This window comes from Winogradskyella sp. PC D3.3 (assembly GCF_054366245.1).
Genome location: NZ_CM135962.1, coordinates 1,900,270 through 1,916,144, shown reverse-complemented (window position 1 = coordinate 1,916,144; position 15,875 = coordinate 1,900,270). Strand labels below are relative to the sequence as shown.

Annotated in this window: 17 protein-coding genes and 1 other RNA gene; 10 read left to right on the top strand and 8 right to left on the bottom strand. The window is 33.1% G+C overall.

Annotated elements, in window-relative coordinates; translation table 11 throughout:
* Nucleotides 1-21: 21 nt before the first annotated feature.
* Complete coding sequence (locus ACXGSQ_RS08235) at nucleotides 22-891, bottom strand: DMT family transporter (protein WP_458629130.1); 870 nt, start codon at nucleotides 889-891, stop codon at nucleotides 22-24.
* Nucleotides 892-1,306: 415 nt separating this feature from the next.
* Here ACXGSQ_RS08235 and ssrA point away from each other — a divergent pair.
* Nucleotides 1,307-1,703: a transfer-messenger RNA gene (ssrA, locus tag ACXGSQ_RS08230) on the top strand.
* Between the two features lie 222 nt (nucleotides 1,704-1,925).
* Nucleotides 1,926-2,393, top strand: coding sequence for a hypothetical protein (locus ACXGSQ_RS08225; RefSeq protein ID WP_458629129.1), 468 nt, complete (start codon nucleotides 1,926-1,928; stop codon nucleotides 2,391-2,393).
* Between the two features lie 135 nt (nucleotides 2,394-2,528).
* Here ACXGSQ_RS08225 and ACXGSQ_RS08220 read toward each other — a convergent pair whose 3' ends face one another.
* Both ACXGSQ_RS08220 and ACXGSQ_RS08215 read right to left on the bottom strand, forming a co-directional pair.
* Nucleotides 2,529-3,020, bottom strand: a complete 492-nt coding sequence (locus ACXGSQ_RS08220; protein WP_458629128.1) for a hypothetical protein — start codon at nucleotides 3,018-3,020, stop codon at nucleotides 2,529-2,531.
* A 119-nt stretch (nucleotides 3,021-3,139) separates the two neighbouring features.
* On the bottom strand, nucleotides 3,140-3,616 hold the full coding sequence (locus ACXGSQ_RS08215) for an Hsp20/alpha crystallin family protein (RefSeq protein WP_458629127.1): 477 nt from the start codon (nucleotides 3,614-3,616) through the stop codon (nucleotides 3,140-3,142).
* 472 nt (nucleotides 3,617-4,088) lie between these two features.
* Between ACXGSQ_RS08215 and ACXGSQ_RS08210 the strand changes: the two genes are divergently transcribed.
* Genes ACXGSQ_RS08210 through ACXGSQ_RS08200 form a run of 3 tightly spaced genes read left to right on the top strand, consistent with a single transcriptional unit; the run spans nucleotide 4,089 to nucleotide 6,721 of the window.
* A complete protein-coding gene (locus ACXGSQ_RS08210; protein WP_458629126.1) occupies nucleotides 4,089-4,937 on the top strand; it encodes a universal stress protein in 849 nt (282 codons plus the stop codon).
* 56 nt (nucleotides 4,938-4,993) lie between these two features.
* A complete protein-coding gene (locus ACXGSQ_RS08205; protein ID WP_458629125.1) occupies nucleotides 4,994-5,827 on the top strand; it encodes a universal stress protein in 834 nt (277 codons plus the stop codon).
* A 57-nt stretch (nucleotides 5,828-5,884) separates the two neighbouring features.
* Nucleotides 5,885-6,721 carry a universal stress protein gene (locus ACXGSQ_RS08200; RefSeq protein ID WP_458629124.1) on the top strand — a complete coding sequence of 279 codons (837 nt, stop codon included), beginning with the start codon at nucleotides 5,885-5,887 and terminating at the stop codon, nucleotides 6,719-6,721.
* A gap of 102 nt (nucleotides 6,722-6,823) precedes the next feature.
* Here ACXGSQ_RS08200 and ACXGSQ_RS08195 read toward each other — a convergent pair whose 3' ends face one another.
* Entirely contained in the window at nucleotides 6,824-7,252 is a 429-nt protein-coding gene (locus tag ACXGSQ_RS08195) for an FKBP-type peptidyl-prolyl cis-trans isomerase (protein ID WP_458629340.1), read from the bottom strand.
* 251 nt (nucleotides 7,253-7,503) lie between these two features.
* Here ACXGSQ_RS08195 and msrB point away from each other — a divergent pair, with 251 nt between their 5' ends.
* The 5 genes from msrB (at nucleotide 7,504) to ACXGSQ_RS08170 (ending at nucleotide 10,293) form a co-directional block, all read left to right on the top strand.
* A complete protein-coding gene (msrB, locus tag ACXGSQ_RS08190; protein ID WP_458629123.1) occupies nucleotides 7,504-7,956 on the top strand; it encodes a peptide-methionine (R)-S-oxide reductase MsrB in 453 nt (150 codons plus the stop codon).
* Entirely contained in the window at nucleotides 7,956-8,495 is a 540-nt protein-coding gene (gene msrA, locus ACXGSQ_RS08185) for a peptide-methionine (S)-S-oxide reductase MsrA (RefSeq protein WP_458629122.1), read from the top strand. Before msrB ends, msrA begins: the two co-directional genes overlap by 1 nt.
* Nucleotides 8,496-8,568: 73 nt before the next feature.
* Nucleotides 8,569-8,823: a glutaredoxin family protein gene (locus tag ACXGSQ_RS08180; protein ID WP_458629121.1), complete on the top strand. Its 255-nt coding sequence runs from the start codon at nucleotides 8,569-8,571 to the stop codon at nucleotides 8,821-8,823.
* Complete coding sequence (locus ACXGSQ_RS08175) at nucleotides 8,802-9,329, top strand: peptide-methionine (S)-S-oxide reductase (RefSeq protein ID WP_458629120.1); 528 nt, start codon at nucleotides 8,802-8,804, stop codon at nucleotides 9,327-9,329. Before ACXGSQ_RS08180 ends, ACXGSQ_RS08175 begins: the two co-directional genes overlap by 22 nt.
* Nucleotides 9,330-9,336: 7 nt before the next feature.
* Entirely contained in the window at nucleotides 9,337-10,293 is a 957-nt protein-coding gene (locus ACXGSQ_RS08170; protein WP_458629119.1) for an aldo/keto reductase, read from the top strand.
* Here the strand turns inward: ACXGSQ_RS08170 and ACXGSQ_RS08165 are convergent.
* The 4 genes from ACXGSQ_RS08165 to ACXGSQ_RS08150 form a co-directional block, all read right to left on the bottom strand.
* Nucleotides 10,290-11,711: a TolC family protein gene (locus tag ACXGSQ_RS08165; protein ID WP_458629118.1), complete on the bottom strand. Its 1,422-nt coding sequence runs from the start codon at nucleotides 11,709-11,711 to the stop codon at nucleotides 10,290-10,292. The genes ACXGSQ_RS08170 and ACXGSQ_RS08165 overlap by 4 nt on opposite strands.
* A gap of 195 nt (nucleotides 11,712-11,906) precedes the next feature.
* The gene (locus tag ACXGSQ_RS08160; RefSeq protein ID WP_458629117.1) at nucleotides 11,907-12,578 is read right to left on the bottom strand and encodes an ABC transporter ATP-binding protein; all 672 of its coding nucleotides are present in this window, start codon (nucleotides 12,576-12,578) and stop codon (nucleotides 11,907-11,909) included.
* Nucleotides 12,579-12,721: 143 nt separating this feature from the next.
* Complete coding sequence (locus ACXGSQ_RS08155) at nucleotides 12,722-13,465, bottom strand: GIN domain-containing protein (RefSeq protein ID WP_458629116.1); 744 nt, start codon at nucleotides 13,463-13,465, stop codon at nucleotides 12,722-12,724.
* Nucleotides 13,466-13,482: 17 nt separating this feature from the next.
* Nucleotides 13,483-15,867, bottom strand: coding sequence for an ABC transporter permease (locus tag ACXGSQ_RS08150; protein WP_458629115.1), 2,385 nt, complete (start codon nucleotides 15,865-15,867; stop codon nucleotides 13,483-13,485).
* Nucleotides 15,868-15,875: the final 8 nt, after the last annotated feature.

The window sequence follows — 15,875 nt, the reverse complement described above, 5'->3', positions numbered from 1 at the left end:
ATAAAACCACAACTAATACAGTTAAGCTTTAGCTTTAAGCAACGCTTTTTCATAAAATGTAAGTCTAATTCCAAAGAGTAATACAATACCTCCAATCACCATTTGTAAGGACACTTGTTCATCGAGAAGCCACCAAGCTAAAATAGAAGCCAATACGGCTTGTCCTAACAAACTCACAGAAACTCTTGTCGCTCGCATATGCTTTGTTGCAAAACTGATAAGTAACCACGCTAAAAGCTGACACACCACCCCTTGAACCACTAACACCAACCATCCTGCATCTGAAAATCCTGTAAACGGTTCATTAAAGACATAACTAAGTACACCTAAGGCTATAGTAGAAGATAATAGGCTAATCATCATAAAGGTCATGACCTCCATTTCCCTTAAAACCGTCTTACTCAACAACATATAAACAGCGTAGAGCATTCCGGATAAAACACCAAAAACAAAAGCGATATTAAAATCAAAATTGAGAAACAAATCAAACCCAACCAAAAGGACCATACCTATGATGGCTATAACGGTACCCAACCAAAAATTCTGTTTCGGTTTATCTTTAAGAAATAAAAACGCTCCAACACCCACCCAAACAGGAGATAAGTTAGTTAGTAATGTCGCTTGTGTTGCCGTAGATTGTTGAATCGCAATATTCCAAACACCAACATCTAAACCAAATACAACACCACAAATCACAGAAAACCCTAATGCTTTTTTAGACGTTACCTTAAACTGTTTTGTTATAAGAATGTAAGGCACAATAAATACAGAGGCTATGGCCATTCTGTAAAATGCTGAAACAAGTCCTGGAGTTAAATTTAACTTGACCAATATTGGGAATATTGAAATACAAATAATGCCAATCGCAAGTGCTATTCTTGGTTTTGTCATGTGTTATAGAATTAGTAAATTGAAGTCGACAAAAATAAACTTTAAAACAACGGTATTTTTAAATTCTATGCCCTATTTACAATACCAAATTAGCCATAGTATTTAGCACTGTAAACGTAATGAAATTAGTGGGTCTTTTGATGTTAAATCTCCTTTAAGACCTAATATACTATTTTGTTTTATTAGGTCATCTTCAAAAACTTGTACTGACACTATTTCTGCAAATACATATAAAACAAGATTGGTATAGCTTTTGCATTAGTATTTTTAGTAATTTTGCAACCCTTGAAATACTAAATTGTTTCTTGGATTAGCGCGTTAGGGATGGAAGCGGCATCCTTTTGCTTTTTGAGCAAAAGATATAGCGGACAGCCCGACCTGAAAAGGTAACGCCAAAACATATATCATTTAAATTGGGGTCGACTGGTTTTGACAGCGAGATTAATTAGATGGTAAGCACGTGGTGTAATGGCATTGAAACACCTAAAAGGCTAGACCAAATTTTAAACGGCGAGAATAACTACGCTTTAGCTGCATAATCTGAATTATAGTAAGATTTCGTGCTCATTCCTACTAGGTAGGAAGGCTAAATGTCTCCGAAAAGCCCTAGTCAGTGGCGTTTCTGTTTGAGGCATCGTAAAAATTGACTAAGATTAGGTAGTGCTTTGATGCCTTTTCAAGATTAAGAAGCTAAGCTAAAAGTGGGTTGTCTTTAACCAGCTTTTAGTCGAAAACCCAAGAAAAGAATAAACGTGTAGAAAGCCTTTTGGTTACTTGTTTGGACGAGAGTTCGATTCTCTCCGACTCCACAATAAACCCTGTAAACACCTTATTTACAGGGTTTTATTTTTTTTTACATAGTTGACAATTGAATTAACGTTGATGACTTCCCTCCATTTTATAAACTCATTTAAAATTAACCTTGCAAGCCTTTGGGAGAGATTTGTTAAATTAGATATTTACAACACAGTTCTTAAGCCCTTTAAATATTTAGAACAAATGTTAAGACCTCTTGAATCCTTTAATCAATTGACATGAAGAAATTAATCCTTTTGATGTTTAGCCTACTAATTGCCAATAGTCTATTTAGCCAAGATCAAGCGCTAAGAATCACAAATGAGGTTTCTAAAAAAGAAATCACCATAAAAGAAAACAAAAGGATAAAAATTAAAACCTTAGATGGTCAAAAAATATCGGGTCGTTTCCAACTAGAAGAAAATACCATTATAATAAACAACCAGCAATATAAATTATCAGAAATTGGTGAAATCAAACGTCATCCACTACTTGTTTCTATTGTTACCAGTGTTGCTTTTATTTATATTGGTGCCATTGCGACTGGAGTTGCCGTTTTAGTTGGAGTACTCGTAGATACATCAGCTTTTCTATTAACGATACCTGCTGCAGGAATGGTTTACACTGGAATAAAATCCCCCAATTTTAGCAGAAAGTTTAAACGTGATAACCATTGGGTGTTTGAAATTGTTTCAATAGCCAAATAAAAACAGACTTCAATAACACATGAACGTAATACTCTACTAATTTTACATCAAAAAAAAAAGGCATTAAACACCACAACGAATCGAATCGATTTGTGTCTTGTTCAATGCGAAAAAGTAAGGATTTCTGATTTCTCCTTAACGATCATCTTCTTCAGGTGCAATAAATTTTGTCTGATATTTTTCTAAAAATTTCTTTTGTCTCTCAAGCATTTGCTGTCTTATTTTATCAATATCCATAAAATCTTTTCCAAAATCACTTCCAAAAAAATCATCATTAAAGAACTGTTTACTAAAAAGGGAATCTTCAGAAAACAATGATTGAAAGCCTTCATCTTCAAAATGCGAAAAATCTGTAAAGAATCGCGATTTAAACGCTTGCATTAAACTGTCCTTTTCCTCCATTGAAAGATCATCTAAATGATCCATAGAAGACCACGAATAAATACTATCATAGCGAATTAAATTCCCGTTTTCATCAAATTCTTTATCGACTTTCCAACTACCTTTAGGTTCTTTTACAATTTGTTTTTCGCTCTCTTTTATTTCTACCTTTTTGGAGTCATCTTTTTGTCCACTACAACTCACACTTAAAAGAACAGTCAGTAATAATAAAATATGCTTTTTCATTATGTTAAATTTTAAAATTAAACTTCTTTTACTCTCCTTACAATTATAATAGGAGTGTTAAAGATGAGGCTATGTTATTAGCCTCATCTTTAACACTTAACTACACTATTTAAATGCAGTTATGAAATTTTAATAGTTCGTGGCGGTTTTTGTTTCGCCTCTTCTTTTTTAGGCAAGTGAATACTTAGAATGCCGTCCCTATAATTAGCTTCTATTTTCTCTTCTTCTACCGTTTCAGGTAAACTAAAGGTTCTTTTAAACGATGCATAACCAAACTCTCTACGTGTATAGTTTTCACCTTTTTGTTCGCTTTCTTCTTTAGTTTCGGTAGAAATTGATAACACTTGATTCTCAATGTCTATTTGGAAATCAGACTTTTTTAAACCTGGCACCGCCATTTCTACCATATAGGCATCAGCCGTTTCTTTAATATTTACTTTTGGTAATGTCAGTCCAGTATTAAAATTTGAAGTGAATACTGAAGGCAGGTCTCTGTTAAACAAATCATCTAACCAATTAGACCACGTTGGGAAGTTTACATTTGAATTTGTGTTTGTTAAACTTCCGTTTTTAGGAACACTTACTAAATTGCTCATAATTACAAAATTTTAAATTAAACATTATTTCAAATTTGAAATCTTCACTGACTTCAATCGTATTTAAACAAAAAAAATACCAAAACAGAATACTGTCATTTTTTACTAAAAACCACTATTAAAGCGCAGATTATTAGCGTCAAATATTCAGAATGATTGTCATTTTTTCATCAAATAAAATGTCAATTTGACATTTTTATTTGCAATAACTAGCTTACAAAAACACATGTTATTAAGTAGCATACATTCTAAAATTTATTTAACCTAGTCCAATATGAAACATTTTATTTATAAACATGTTAATATTTACAAGCTTATGGAGCTCCTAACAACAGCCACAAGCCCTAATAAAACTGCAAAAAAACCAAATTACATCAACGTTTTAGAGATTAATCTTTATTATTACTCTGACAATTATCATAGTTTTTGAAGAAAATCTTAAGTAATTTTATACTTCACAAAAACGAAACTTATGCTATCCATACTTTTACCCACGGATTTTTCTGAAAATTCAATGAATGCGATTAAGTATGCATTAGAGTTTTTTAAATATCAGAAAGTACAATTCTATTTTATGCACGCTTACCGCAATGAATTTTACGATCATAATGATTTGGTATCTCGTGACGTTTTTGATGATGTGTTAGACCAAGTAAAAACAGAATCTCAAACCAATCTAGATCATCTTTTAGAAAACGTAAATACTATTGCTCCAAACCCGAGATATACCTATCAAACTATCTCAGCAAACAGTACGCTTGTAGAAGAAGCCAATGCTATTGCAAACACATACAATATAGACTTAATTGTAATGGGAACTAAAGGCAAGTCTAACGATAATAACGTTGTGTTTGGAAGTCAAACATTTCAGGTTTTAAAATATGTGGATTGTCCAGTTTTAGCAATTCCCTCAAATTATACTAACGCACAACCAAAACATATTTTATTTCCAACAAATTACCTTATTCCTTATAAAAGACGTGAGTTAAAACTATTGTCGGTTTTAGCTAAATCTTACCGCAGTGATATTGAAGTCATTTACATTTCAACAATTCAAAAATTATCTATGAGACAAGAAGATAATCAGAGTTTTATAAAAGATGTATTACGTGACAATAAGGTTCATTTTAGTATTAAAAACAGTAAAAAAGTCGCTGATACTATTAAAAACCATATTAAGGATAACCATATTGATCTCATCACTATGGTAAACACACAACATTCATTTTTAGAAGATATGTTATTTGCTTCTACAATAGACAAAGTGAGCATTGGCTTAGAAATACCATTATTAGCCATGCAAAATACCAATCGAAATTAACAAACATTAGTGTATGACACCAACTAACATAAACCCATTATTTTAAAAAAAATTATATGAAAAGGACTATTCTATTACCTACAGATTTCTCAGATAATGCTTGGAGTGCTGCAGTATATGCTCTTAAATTATATGCCAAAGAGCCCTGTACCTTTTACTTTATACATTCAATAGACATGAAGGTTTCTGCCATGTCTAGCATGTCTAGTAAACTTTCACGTGTAATGGCAGAGCAAGCCTCAAAGGATCTCGATAAATTAAAAGCGGCAGCAAAAGAGATTAGCACCAACCCTGAGCATCATTTTGAAACCGTTTTAAGTTCTCTTGAGCTTATCGATGCAATGGATGTTGAAATAGAAAAAAGCAAAATAGACCTCATTATTATGGGTACTAAAGGCGCGACAAAAGGGACAGAAATTGTTTTTGGAAGCAATACCGTTAACCTTATTAAAAAGGTAAAGAAATGTCCTATTTTAGTTGTTCCTGATAAATTTGATTATGTAAACCCCGATAAAATCGCATTCCCGACAGACTTTAGTCGTTTTTATGGTGATGAGATTACCGCTTTACAAGAACTAGCTAAACTTCATAATTCTAAAATTAAAATTGTTCATATTAATAAAAAAGATGAGCTCTCTGAGTCTCAAGATTATCATTTAGAACAATTAAAAATAGCTTTAAAAGATTATCCACATAGTTTCCATTGGGTACCTGGAGATAGCAAAAAGGATAAAGTTATTAGAGATTTTATTGAAGAATATGATATTAATATTTTAGTAATGATTAATTACAAACACAGTTTCATAGAAAATATTGTAAAAGAACCCGTGATAAAAAACCTAGGATTTCACCCAACGATTCCGTTTTTAGTGATTCCTTGTTTAGGCTGATATACCGCTTTTTAGACGATAGAAACAACAACCTATTTTTTAAAAATTAAATACAAAATGAGACAACATATATTATTACCTACAGACTATTCTGAGAATGCTATGAGTGCAATAGACTATGCGCTTAACCTATACAAAAACCAAACGTGTACCTTCTATCTTTTACATACTTGGGCATTTACCGATACAGGTTCTAGAACCTATATCACCTCAACTTATCTAGATCAGCTAAAAGAAGAATCAAAAAATCGCTTAGAAGAAATAAAAACGCAATTAAAGACGGAGAATAGCGAAACCAATCATAAATTTGAAAGTATTCATAGTACAGAATCCTTATTACCAACCATTAAAAAGGCGATTAAAGATCATAAAATAAATCTTGTAATCATGGGTACCAAAGGTGCTACAGGAGCCAAAGAATTTTTCTATGGAAGTAATACCGTAAACATTATTCAGAAAATAAGATTGTGTCCTGTTTTAGTCGTACCAAATGAACATCCATTTGTAAAACCAGAACAAATTGCATTTCCAACAGATTTTAATAGATTCTATGGTGAAGAACTCTTACCATTAAAGCAATTAACTAAATTATATAATTCTAGAATACGAATTGTTCACATCAATGAAAGTAAGACTTTGAGTGATAAGCAAAACTATAATTTAGCCATGCTAAAAGCGTATTTAGAAGATTACCAAACTAGCGTGCATTGGATGCCAGATTTTGAAACTAAAGAACAAGCTATTAACGATTTTATTAAGGAATTTAATATTGATATTCTTGTGATGGTTAATTACAAGCATAGCTTTATCGAGAATATCACAAAAGAACCGGTCATCAATAAAATTGGATTTCATTGCATCGTCCCTTTTCTAGTTATTCCTGCGTTTAAATAAGTTATAACTATACTCGATTTTTTTAACTTCCAATTATTAAAAAACGAAAAGACCTGTGAAAAATGCTTCACAGGTCTTTTTAGTTTTCTAAGTAAAACATTCTTATTTAATCTCTACTAATTCAAGATCAAATGTTAATTCTTGTCCTGCTAATGGATGATTTCCATCTACAATGATATGATCTTCATTAACCTCTGCTATTCTAAATGGATGCTCATTACCTTGTGCGTCTTTTGACACCAAACCTAACCCCACTTCTGGTTTCATATCTTCTGGAAGTTGTGATTTTTCAACTTTATGAAATAATTCTTGTCTTACTTCACCATAGGCTTCAGCCACAGGAATATCTACTGTTTTTTTATCGTTCACTTTCATAGCAATGACAGCACTTTCAAAACCAGGAATTAACATACCCTGCCCTAATGTGAACTCTAATGGCTCACGCTCTAGAGAACTATCAAAAACTTGTCCGTTTTTTAATTTTCCTGTGTAATGTACTTTTACTGTGTCATTCTCTTTTACTATACTCATACTTCTTGTTTTCATTTATTTAAGCTGCAAAACTATTATTTCTAAGACAGAATAAAGAATGAAACCTAATATTTTCGGAGTATTTAAGAAAAACTTAACGTGAATAATTAGCAATAAGACTTAAATTTAAAAGGACACCTAGGTAATACACTTATAATTTTATAACTGTAAGAAATTAAAAAACATTTCGACTATCTTTATCTTGAAAACAGATAGACAAATCAATTATAAATAAGAAAGGAACATTAACTATGCTAACTTGGAAGGAAGTCATCAACTTTTCCGTAAATGGAAATCCAACTCCAGATAAAAGAGTTGAAAAAACAGAAGCAGAATGGAGGGCTCAATTAACTCCTGAGCAATTCCGAATTACGAGACAAAAAGGCACAGAGCGTGCGCATACTGGTGAACTCTGTACAGCTTATGACGAAGGCAAGTACAATTGTGTTTGTTGTAACACTCCGTTGTTCGATTCTACCATAAAATTTAGCTCAGGCACAGGTTGGCCAAGCTTTACGCAACCTATAAAAGAAAACGCCATTAAGTACGAAAAAGACACGGCTTTTGGAATGGTGCGTGTAGAAGTGATGTGTAACACCTGCGATGGTCATTTAGGACATGTATTCCCAGATGGACCCGAACCAAGCGGCTTGCGTTATTGCGTGAATTCAGAAGCCATGATTTTAGATAAGGAAATTGCCTAATGACCACTAAAAATTTACAAATAGCAACCCTAGGCGGAGGCTGTTTCTGGTGTACAGAAGCTGTTTTTCAGGAAGTAAAAGGTGTAGAAGAAGTGATATCTGGATATGCTGGCGGAACTGTTCCTGGACGACCAACATATAGAGAAATTTGTTCTGGTTTAACAGGTCATGCCGAAGTGGTACAAATTACTTTTGATGCTAATGTGATTAGCTACAAGGATATTCTTATCATTTTTATGACCACCCACGACCCTACAACGCTGAATAGACAAGGAGCCGATCGTGGTACACAATACCGTTCTGTAATTTATTATCATGATGACAGACAAAAAGACATTGCTAATCTTGTACTTAAAGAGATGAAGCCTTATTACGAGCAACCTATTGTAACTGAATTAACCGCTGCTCCTGTTTTTTATGAAGCAGAACAAGAGCATCAAGATTTTTATGAAAACAATCCAGAATATGGCTATTGTAGTTTTGTCATAGATCCCAAATTAGCGAAGCTCAGAAAATTGCATTCAGATAAGTTGAAATAACAAACAAATATTTAAGAGCAACTTTCTATTGAGAGTTGCTTTTTTTTATCGAAGGAAAGAACAAGACTAGCACATGTCTTCTATTTTAAAAATCAAATTATACGGCACATCACGATGCCATAAAACCCAACATTATATAAAGATTTTAAATGAAAGAGGTTTACCATATTCATTTTTAGATGTAGACATCAATGAAGATTATAATGAAGAATTAAGGAACTTATACACCAATAAAAAACTTAATTTTCCAACCCTCACTTTAGGAACTAAAAAATTACGAACCCCATCGGACACAGAATTAATAAAATGGATCAACCAACTAAAATAGCATTTGGAGGTGGTTGCCATTGGTGTACCGAAGCTGTATTTCAATCTTTGAAAGGAGTCTGTAATGTAGAACAAGGTTTTATTGCTTCTACCAAAGAAAATAGCTCCTTTTCTGAAGCTGTTATTTTACATTATAATTCTGATATTATTTCACTTCAGGTTTTAATTGAAATTCATTTACGTACACACAAAAGTACATCTACGCATTCTATGCGAGACAAGTACCGTTCTGCCATCTATTATTTTTCAGAGAGTCAGAAAATTGAAGCTAAAACCCTATTACAAGCATTTCAACCAAAGTTCGGAAACCAACTAATAACTAAAGTTTATCCGTTTTCCGAATTTAAAGCATCTCATGAAGCCATTCAGAATTACTATCAAAAAAATCCTGAAAAACCTTTCTGCGAACGCTTTATAAATCCTAAATTGAGGCTCTTATTAAAGAGTTTTTTAAATTATATTGATACAGACTATATTCCCAAAACATTACAATCGACATCAGAATAATTAACAGATGAGCACTACAAAAATTGGATTAGGTTTAGCCGCTTTAGGCCGACCAGATTATATAAACATAAGACCAGAGCAAAACATTGATAAGTCTATTGAAGGCTTTAAGGCAAATGCATTAAAGGTTTTAGATGAGAGCTATGCCTTAGGAGTTCGGGATTTTGATGTGGCCCCTTCTTATGGATTAGGTGAACAATTTTTACAAGATTGGAATGACTCTAGAAATCATAAAGACGCTAATCTCTCGACTAAATTTGGGTATACGTACGTTGCGAATTGGGAAGTTGGATTTTCAGGTAAGCATGAAATTAAAGAACATTCTATAGAAAAATTGAATGCACAATGGGAGGTTTCAAAAGCTTTATTGCCTAATTTAAAAATCTATCAAATTCATTCTGCAACATTAGATAGTGGTGTTTTAACCAATGATGTTGTACTCTCTAGATTAAACGACTTAAAACAAGAGCATCAACTTAAAATCGGAATTTCATCTAGCGGAACTGAACAAGTAAAAATCATAGAAGAAGCTCTAAAAGTATCTTTTGACGGTAAAGATTTATTTGATAGCTATCAAGTCACCTTCAATATTTTTGAACAATCTACGTTTGAAATTTTAAAGCGATTATTAGTAAAAGGAAAAACTATTATTATCAAAGAAGCTTTAGCTAACGGTAGAATTTTTAAGAACGATAAGTTTCCTGCTTATAAATCTGCTTATGACTATCTTGATGAACTCTCCAAGAAATACAACGTTAACGCAGATGCTATAGCCATTCGTTTTATTATGGATAGTTTAGAACCTACTCTCATCTTAAGTGGTGCGACGAACACGAATCAGCTTCAACAAAATTTGAAAGCTTTTAATTTAAAACTAGAAGCAGACGATATAGAAAAGCTAAAATCGCTTACTGTAGATCCTCAAGACTATTGGCAAGAACGAAGTGATTTAGAATGGAATTAATTAACAACTCCTCTGTAATAATCTAAAACTTTTACACGTAACAAATATTCGTATTTAGCATTGGCGAGGTTCACTTTGGCATTATCTAAATTGTTCTTACTGGTAATATAATTTAAGAAATTAGACACTCCATTTTTAAATCGGATATCATTAATACGATAAGATTCCTGATAAGCCTCTACTTGTTTTTCTAAACTTTGATGACGGTTATAAACGGCTTCCATATCAAAATAAACCTGAGCAATGGCATTTTTAATATCTACATGTGTACGCTCTAATTCTAGGATGGACTCCTCTACTCTAATTTTTTCTAAAGCGACATTGTTTTTTGCTCTAAATCCATTAAACAATGGCACATTAACTGCAACACCAACCACAGTATTTAAGTTATTATCTAATTGATCTTTGTAACTTATAGCTTTTGATGTAAAGTTGGTTTGCTCTGTCATAATTGGTAAGTCTTGACCATCAACCGTAACGAAATCACCAGTTGCCACAATATTTGTCCCTGTTGCTGTAAACAGTTCTGCTGCACTAGAGTAATTGGTATTGACACCACCAAAAAGCGAAATTTCGGGTGTGAATTGAGACTTTGCAACACTGACACCTTTTTTAGCAGCTTCAATACGTAATTCCTTAGCTTTAAATGTGGCTAAATTTTGAATAGCCTCTTCAAAAACGGCATCCGAACTTAAATTGTATTTTTCAAAATCTAGGATTAATCCATCTGTCACTAGATTGACGTTTTCTTTTAAATTCATTAATTGTGCTAAGTTCAGTTTGGCATTATTTAAGCTACTTTCAGAAGACAAAACACTAGTTTCATCACTTGCCACTTGTCCTAAAATATCTGCATAATCTGCTGGATTTCCAGATTCGTTATCGTAAAAATCTTGTTGAATTTTAAGTTGTTGTTTCGTTGTTTCTAACCTTGCTTTAGTTAATTCTAAAACATCTCTAGCATTTAAAACTTGAAGATATGCTAAGGTTACATTTAATATTAAATCTTGTTGCGCGGCTTCAATTTCTAACTCAGACGCCTTTTTATTCAATCGCTCTTGTTTGGCCGAATTTAATAATCGAAAGCCATTGAAGATTGTCATATCTAAACTCAATCCTAAGTTTGAAAAGGTTAATTCTTGATTGATATAAGCGTTGGTAAATGGATCGATACTTCTTCCGTCATTAACACCCAAACTAAAGTTTCCATTAAGACTTGGCAGCAAATTAGCTTTAGACTGTTGGTAATTTACTTTTGCTGAATTGGCTTGTAAATTCGTAGATTTTAAATCGAGATTATGCTCTAAAGCGACTGCAATGCATTCGTCTAAAGTATAACTTTCATTTACTTCATTTTGAGCAAAACCAGCCCAGCTCATCAGTACAATGATGATTAGTATTACAAGTTTATGTATCATGATTTGTTTCTTTTAATTATTTAGGTGTCGAACAATTAATCCTACAGCATCGTCAATTCGAGTGTTTCGAGTGAGCGAGAAATGTATCGAGAATCTTACATCTACATATTACTTCTCGATACAAAATTTTCTGAAAAGCGAAAATTTCACTCGAAGTGACGCAACGTTATCGAAATGCCTTTTTGTTTATGATAATTAGACTATTTCTCCGTCTAGCAGATTAATAATTCGAGAGCCATAAGCGGCATTACTTTCTGAATGTGTGGCTTGAATTATGGTGACTCCTTCTTTATTTAACTGTGCAAAGAGTTCCATAATGTCGCCGCTTTGTTTTGAGTTTAGATTCCCTGTGGGTTCATCCGCTAAAATTAATTTAGGTGTTCCTATTAATGCTCTGGCAATACCCACTAATTGCTGTTGCCCTCCACTTAATTGCATAGGGAATAAATCTTTTTTACCAACAATATTAAAACGATCTAACATATCAGCCACCATGGCTTTACGTTCAGAAGATTTTACATTTTTATAAAGCAAAGGGGTTTCAATATTTTCGTAAACGGTGAGTTCATCAATAAGATGATACGCCTGAAATACAAATCCGATGTATTCTTTATACAATTTGGATCTGTTCTTTTCTTTCATGCTATGCACAGGCTCTCCTAAAAAGGTATAGCCTCCATCTGTGAAATGATCTAACATGCCAATGCAATTCAACAAGGTAGATTTCCCAGAACCCGATGGTCCCATAAGTGAGATGAATTCGCCCTCCTCTACATTCAAATTGATATTATCTAATAGCGTGACTTTATGGCGCGCTGAATTTACGGTTTTGGTGGCTTCGTTTAGACTTAATAGTGTGTTTTTCATTTTGACTAATGTGTTAACTATTGTATTCTTTGTTTTTTTTATTATAATTCTCTCTAAAAAAACACCCCTAAAGTCCCCTCAAGGGGACAATCTAACTAAGACTATTTTTAGGAAAATATAATATTGTTTCTACTATTTATAACTTAATCTATTCGTCTAATTTCATAATCGCCAAAACTCAATCCTTTATTGACCTCAGCATCGCCTTTATATCGTAATGTCGCTTCTCCATAAGCTGTAAATTTGATACTTTTTGAAGCTTGAATTTTAAATACCGCTTCTCCATAGGCTTTAAGTTTAGACGATTTATTATCCACATCTACAAGATTGATGATTCCTGCTCCATAGGCTGTAATATTCTGCTTAACCGTAGTTCCTTTTTTAATTACCAATTCACTTTCTCCGTAAATATCCACGTTAAATGTGTCAAAATTCACATGATTAAAGGTCACTTGAGATTCTCCATAAATATAAAGTTTGAACTTTTTCGCTTCAATTAAATTCTCAATTAAAGTACGTTGCTCACCTCTAACAGATAGCGTTTCAATGCTTTTATAAGTTACACGAATCGTCAGTACTTTCCCTTTATAGATTGGCACTTTGCGCTCAACACCATCGATAACAACTTTTTCTTGCTTTGTGGTTTCTTTAGCATCGTCTAAATAAATGCGAAGTGTGTTTTTATTCACTTCAATATTTATCTTGTCATCTGATTCTGTATTTTCTATAATGGTTACAGATTCTTCATCTCCTTGAACAAATGTGGTTTCAATATGTGGCCTTATAATAACCATATTAAAAGATTCAACAGGCTTCTTTGTTTGTGCTAGTGTAATTTGGCTCATACAAACCAATAGTAGGACTAAGCTATATTTCAAATTTTTCATGTTTTATTTTTATAAAATTATTCTGTTCTTAAACTTTTTATAGGGTTTGCCACTGCTGCTTTAACCGCTTGATATCCGACCGTAACAAATGTGATCATCAACGCTAATACACCTGCAATTGCAAAAACAGTCCAGCTAATAGTAACGCGATAAGCAAAATCTTGTAACCATTGATTCATAACATAAAATGCTAACGGAAAACTAATCGCTAAAGAAATTAAGACCAATCTCATAAAATCCATAGAGAGTAACTGTACGATTCTTGGGACGCTTGCTCCAAAAACTTTCCGTATTCCAATTTCTTTATGACGTTGTTCTGCCATATAAGCTGCTAAGCCAAATAAGCCCAAACAAGCTACAATGACTGCCAAAATTGAAAATAACAATCCGACATTTGCTGTACGTTGCTCTTTCTCATATAGCAATTCTAGATTCTTATCTAAAAAGGTATATTCAAAGGCAGAGTTTGGTGCTATGTTTTTAAATGTGTTTTCAAAATTTGCAATCGTTTCAGATAAAACTTTATTTGTAAATCGAATTAACAAGTAAGATTTCGGTTCTCTGTTTGAGTTATGAAACGCATAAGCCCCAATTGGATTATGCAATGACGCAAAATTAAAATCCTCTACAACTCCATGTATATAAGCATTATTACCTAATTGCATCGCTACTTTTTTCCCAATAGCTTCCTCTGGCAATAATCCTAAAAAGTCAACAGTAGTTTTATTCACCACAACCTCAACTAAGGTATCACCTGCCTGTTTATTTTTAGGCAACAATTGACCTGCTAAGAGCTTAAGCTGTAACACATCCGCCACTTCGCGCTCAGAAGTATTTGTTGAAATCCCCATGGTTTCATCCGTATTTGGCTTATTAATACTTCTCCCACTAACTCCCATGCCAGGATAACCTTGAGATCTGCCTACAACTGAAACATTTGGTAATTTTTTAAAAGCATTTATTAAAGCCTGATTAGCCTGTCCACCGCGAATTGCAGATGTTGAAATAGCCATTACATTTTCAGGATTATAGCCTAAATTTTTATTCTGAATATACTCTAGTTGCTGATGAATCACAATGACTCCAATAATTAGAACAACAGATGCTGAAAACTGAACCACAACCAATCCCTTTCTTATAACACTTGCGACACCTCCTTTATTAGTAGATGGTTTCAGGACTTCTTTAGGAGAGAATCGTGATAAATACAATGCCGGATAGGATCCTGAAATAAGACTTGTTACCAACCAAATTAAGACTAAAAAGACGATGATTTCAACAGAAAAAAGCGATGAAATATCGAGTTCTTTTCCGGCAATATCATTAAAGATTGGTAATGCTACAATAGCAAGCACACCTCCTAAAATCATGGCTATTGCAGTAATTAAACCTGTTTCAATATAGAATCTAACAATGATATCTCTAACAGATGCTCCAAGCGTTTTATTAATACCGACATCTGTGGCACGTTTTTGAGACCGTGCTGTAATTAGATTCATATAATTAATACAAGCAATTATTAATATTAAAATCGCTAAAGCCGTTAAATTCCGAATTTGATTGATATCACCATTTCGCTCAATATAACTATCCTTATACGTTGAAGAATACAAATGAATTTGATCTAAAGGTTGAAGTGAAAAGTTATACCATTGCTCATCTTTCTTAACATTTTTATCTAGAATATCTTGAATTTTAGCTTCCACATTTGCCACATTTAGTGACGCTGAATTAAAGCGCAAAAAGGTTTCAAAACTCGCATTATCCCAAGTAGGATTTTTTGCTGCATTTTGCATTAAAAACGGAGCCACCACGTTAAAATCTAACGAACTATTTTCAGGAAAATCCTTAAATACACCTTTCACCTCAACGACATCTGTATCGTCTATGGTTAAGGTCTTTCCTATTGGATTTTCATTTCCAAAATACCGTTTTGAAGTGCTTTCTGAAATTAAAACTGTATTGGGAGTATTGAGAACTTCAGCCCCCTCACCTTTAACCATTTCAACACCAAACATATTTAATATAGAAGCATCAGACCAGAATAGTTTTTTCTCAGTAAACACTTCGTTACCCGTTTTAATAAACGCTGTGCCACCAAAATCGTGCTTGAGTAGTCGTCCTGCTTCAGCAACATCAGGAATATTAGCTTCGAGCTCCAGTGCAACTGCCGAAGGAGAGCCTGTCCAAGTTTCAAGATCATCTTCTGTTGTATTAAGAAGTACACGGTAAATCTTATCCTTGTTGGCGTACATGGAATCAAAACTACGCTCGTGTAAAATAAATAAAAATAGAACCAATGTTGTGGCTAAACCAATGGAAAGCCCTAAAATATTTACAATTGAAAATAAACGATTCGTCTTTAAACTTCTCCAAGCAATTTTTATATAACTACGTATCATAATACTTC

What these genes read in the sequence shown, in the direction of transcription:
- ACXGSQ_RS08160 (WP_458629117.1), bottom strand. Translation starts at nt 12,578, where the DNA reads ATGAAAAACACACTATTAAGTCTAAACGAAGCCACCAAAACCGTAAAT.
- ACXGSQ_RS08220 (WP_458629128.1), bottom strand. Translation starts at nt 3,020, where the DNA reads ATGAAAAAGCATATTTTATTATTACTGACTGTTCTTTTAAGTGTGAGT.
- msrB (WP_458629123.1), top strand. Translation starts at nt 7,504, where the DNA reads ATGCTAACTTGGAAGGAAGTCATCAACTTTTCCGTAAATGGAAATCCA.
- ACXGSQ_RS08235 (WP_458629130.1), bottom strand. Translation starts at nt 891, where the DNA reads ATGACAAAACCAAGAATAGCACTTGCGATTGGCATTATTTGTATTTCA.
- ACXGSQ_RS08195 (WP_458629340.1), bottom strand. Translation starts at nt 7,252, where the DNA reads ATGAGTATAGTAAAAGAGAATGACACAGTAAAAGTACATTACACAGGA.
- ACXGSQ_RS08225 (WP_458629129.1), top strand. Translation starts at nt 1,926, where the DNA reads ATGAAGAAATTAATCCTTTTGATGTTTAGCCTACTAATTGCCAATAGT.
- ACXGSQ_RS08215 (WP_458629127.1), bottom strand. Translation starts at nt 3,616, where the DNA reads ATGAGCAATTTAGTAAGTGTTCCTAAAAACGGAAGTTTAACAAACACA.
- ACXGSQ_RS08175 (WP_458629120.1), top strand. Translation starts at nt 8,802, where the DNA reads ATGGATCAACCAACTAAAATAGCATTTGGAGGTGGTTGCCATTGGTGT.
- ACXGSQ_RS08170 (WP_458629119.1), top strand. Translation starts at nt 9,337, where the DNA reads ATGAGCACTACAAAAATTGGATTAGGTTTAGCCGCTTTAGGCCGACCA.
- ACXGSQ_RS08155 (WP_458629116.1), bottom strand. Translation starts at nt 13,465, where the DNA reads ATGAAAAATTTGAAATATAGCTTAGTCCTACTATTGGTTTGTATGAGC.
- ACXGSQ_RS08180 (WP_458629121.1), top strand. Translation starts at nt 8,569, where the DNA reads ATGTCTTCTATTTTAAAAATCAAATTATACGGCACATCACGATGCCAT.
- ACXGSQ_RS08210 (WP_458629126.1), top strand. Translation starts at nt 4,089, where the DNA reads ATGCTATCCATACTTTTACCCACGGATTTTTCTGAAAATTCAATGAAT.
- ACXGSQ_RS08150 (WP_458629115.1), bottom strand. Translation starts at nt 15,867, where the DNA reads ATGATACGTAGTTATATAAAAATTGCTTGGAGAAGTTTAAAGACGAAT.
- ACXGSQ_RS08200 (WP_458629124.1), top strand. Translation starts at nt 5,885, where the DNA reads ATGAGACAACATATATTATTACCTACAGACTATTCTGAGAATGCTATG.
- ACXGSQ_RS08205 (WP_458629125.1), top strand. Translation starts at nt 4,994, where the DNA reads ATGAAAAGGACTATTCTATTACCTACAGATTTCTCAGATAATGCTTGG.
- ACXGSQ_RS08165 (WP_458629118.1), bottom strand. Translation starts at nt 11,711, where the DNA reads ATGATACATAAACTTGTAATACTAATCATCATTGTACTGATGAGCTGG.
- msrA (WP_458629122.1), top strand. Translation starts at nt 7,956, where the DNA reads ATGACCACTAAAAATTTACAAATAGCAACCCTAGGCGGAGGCTGTTTC.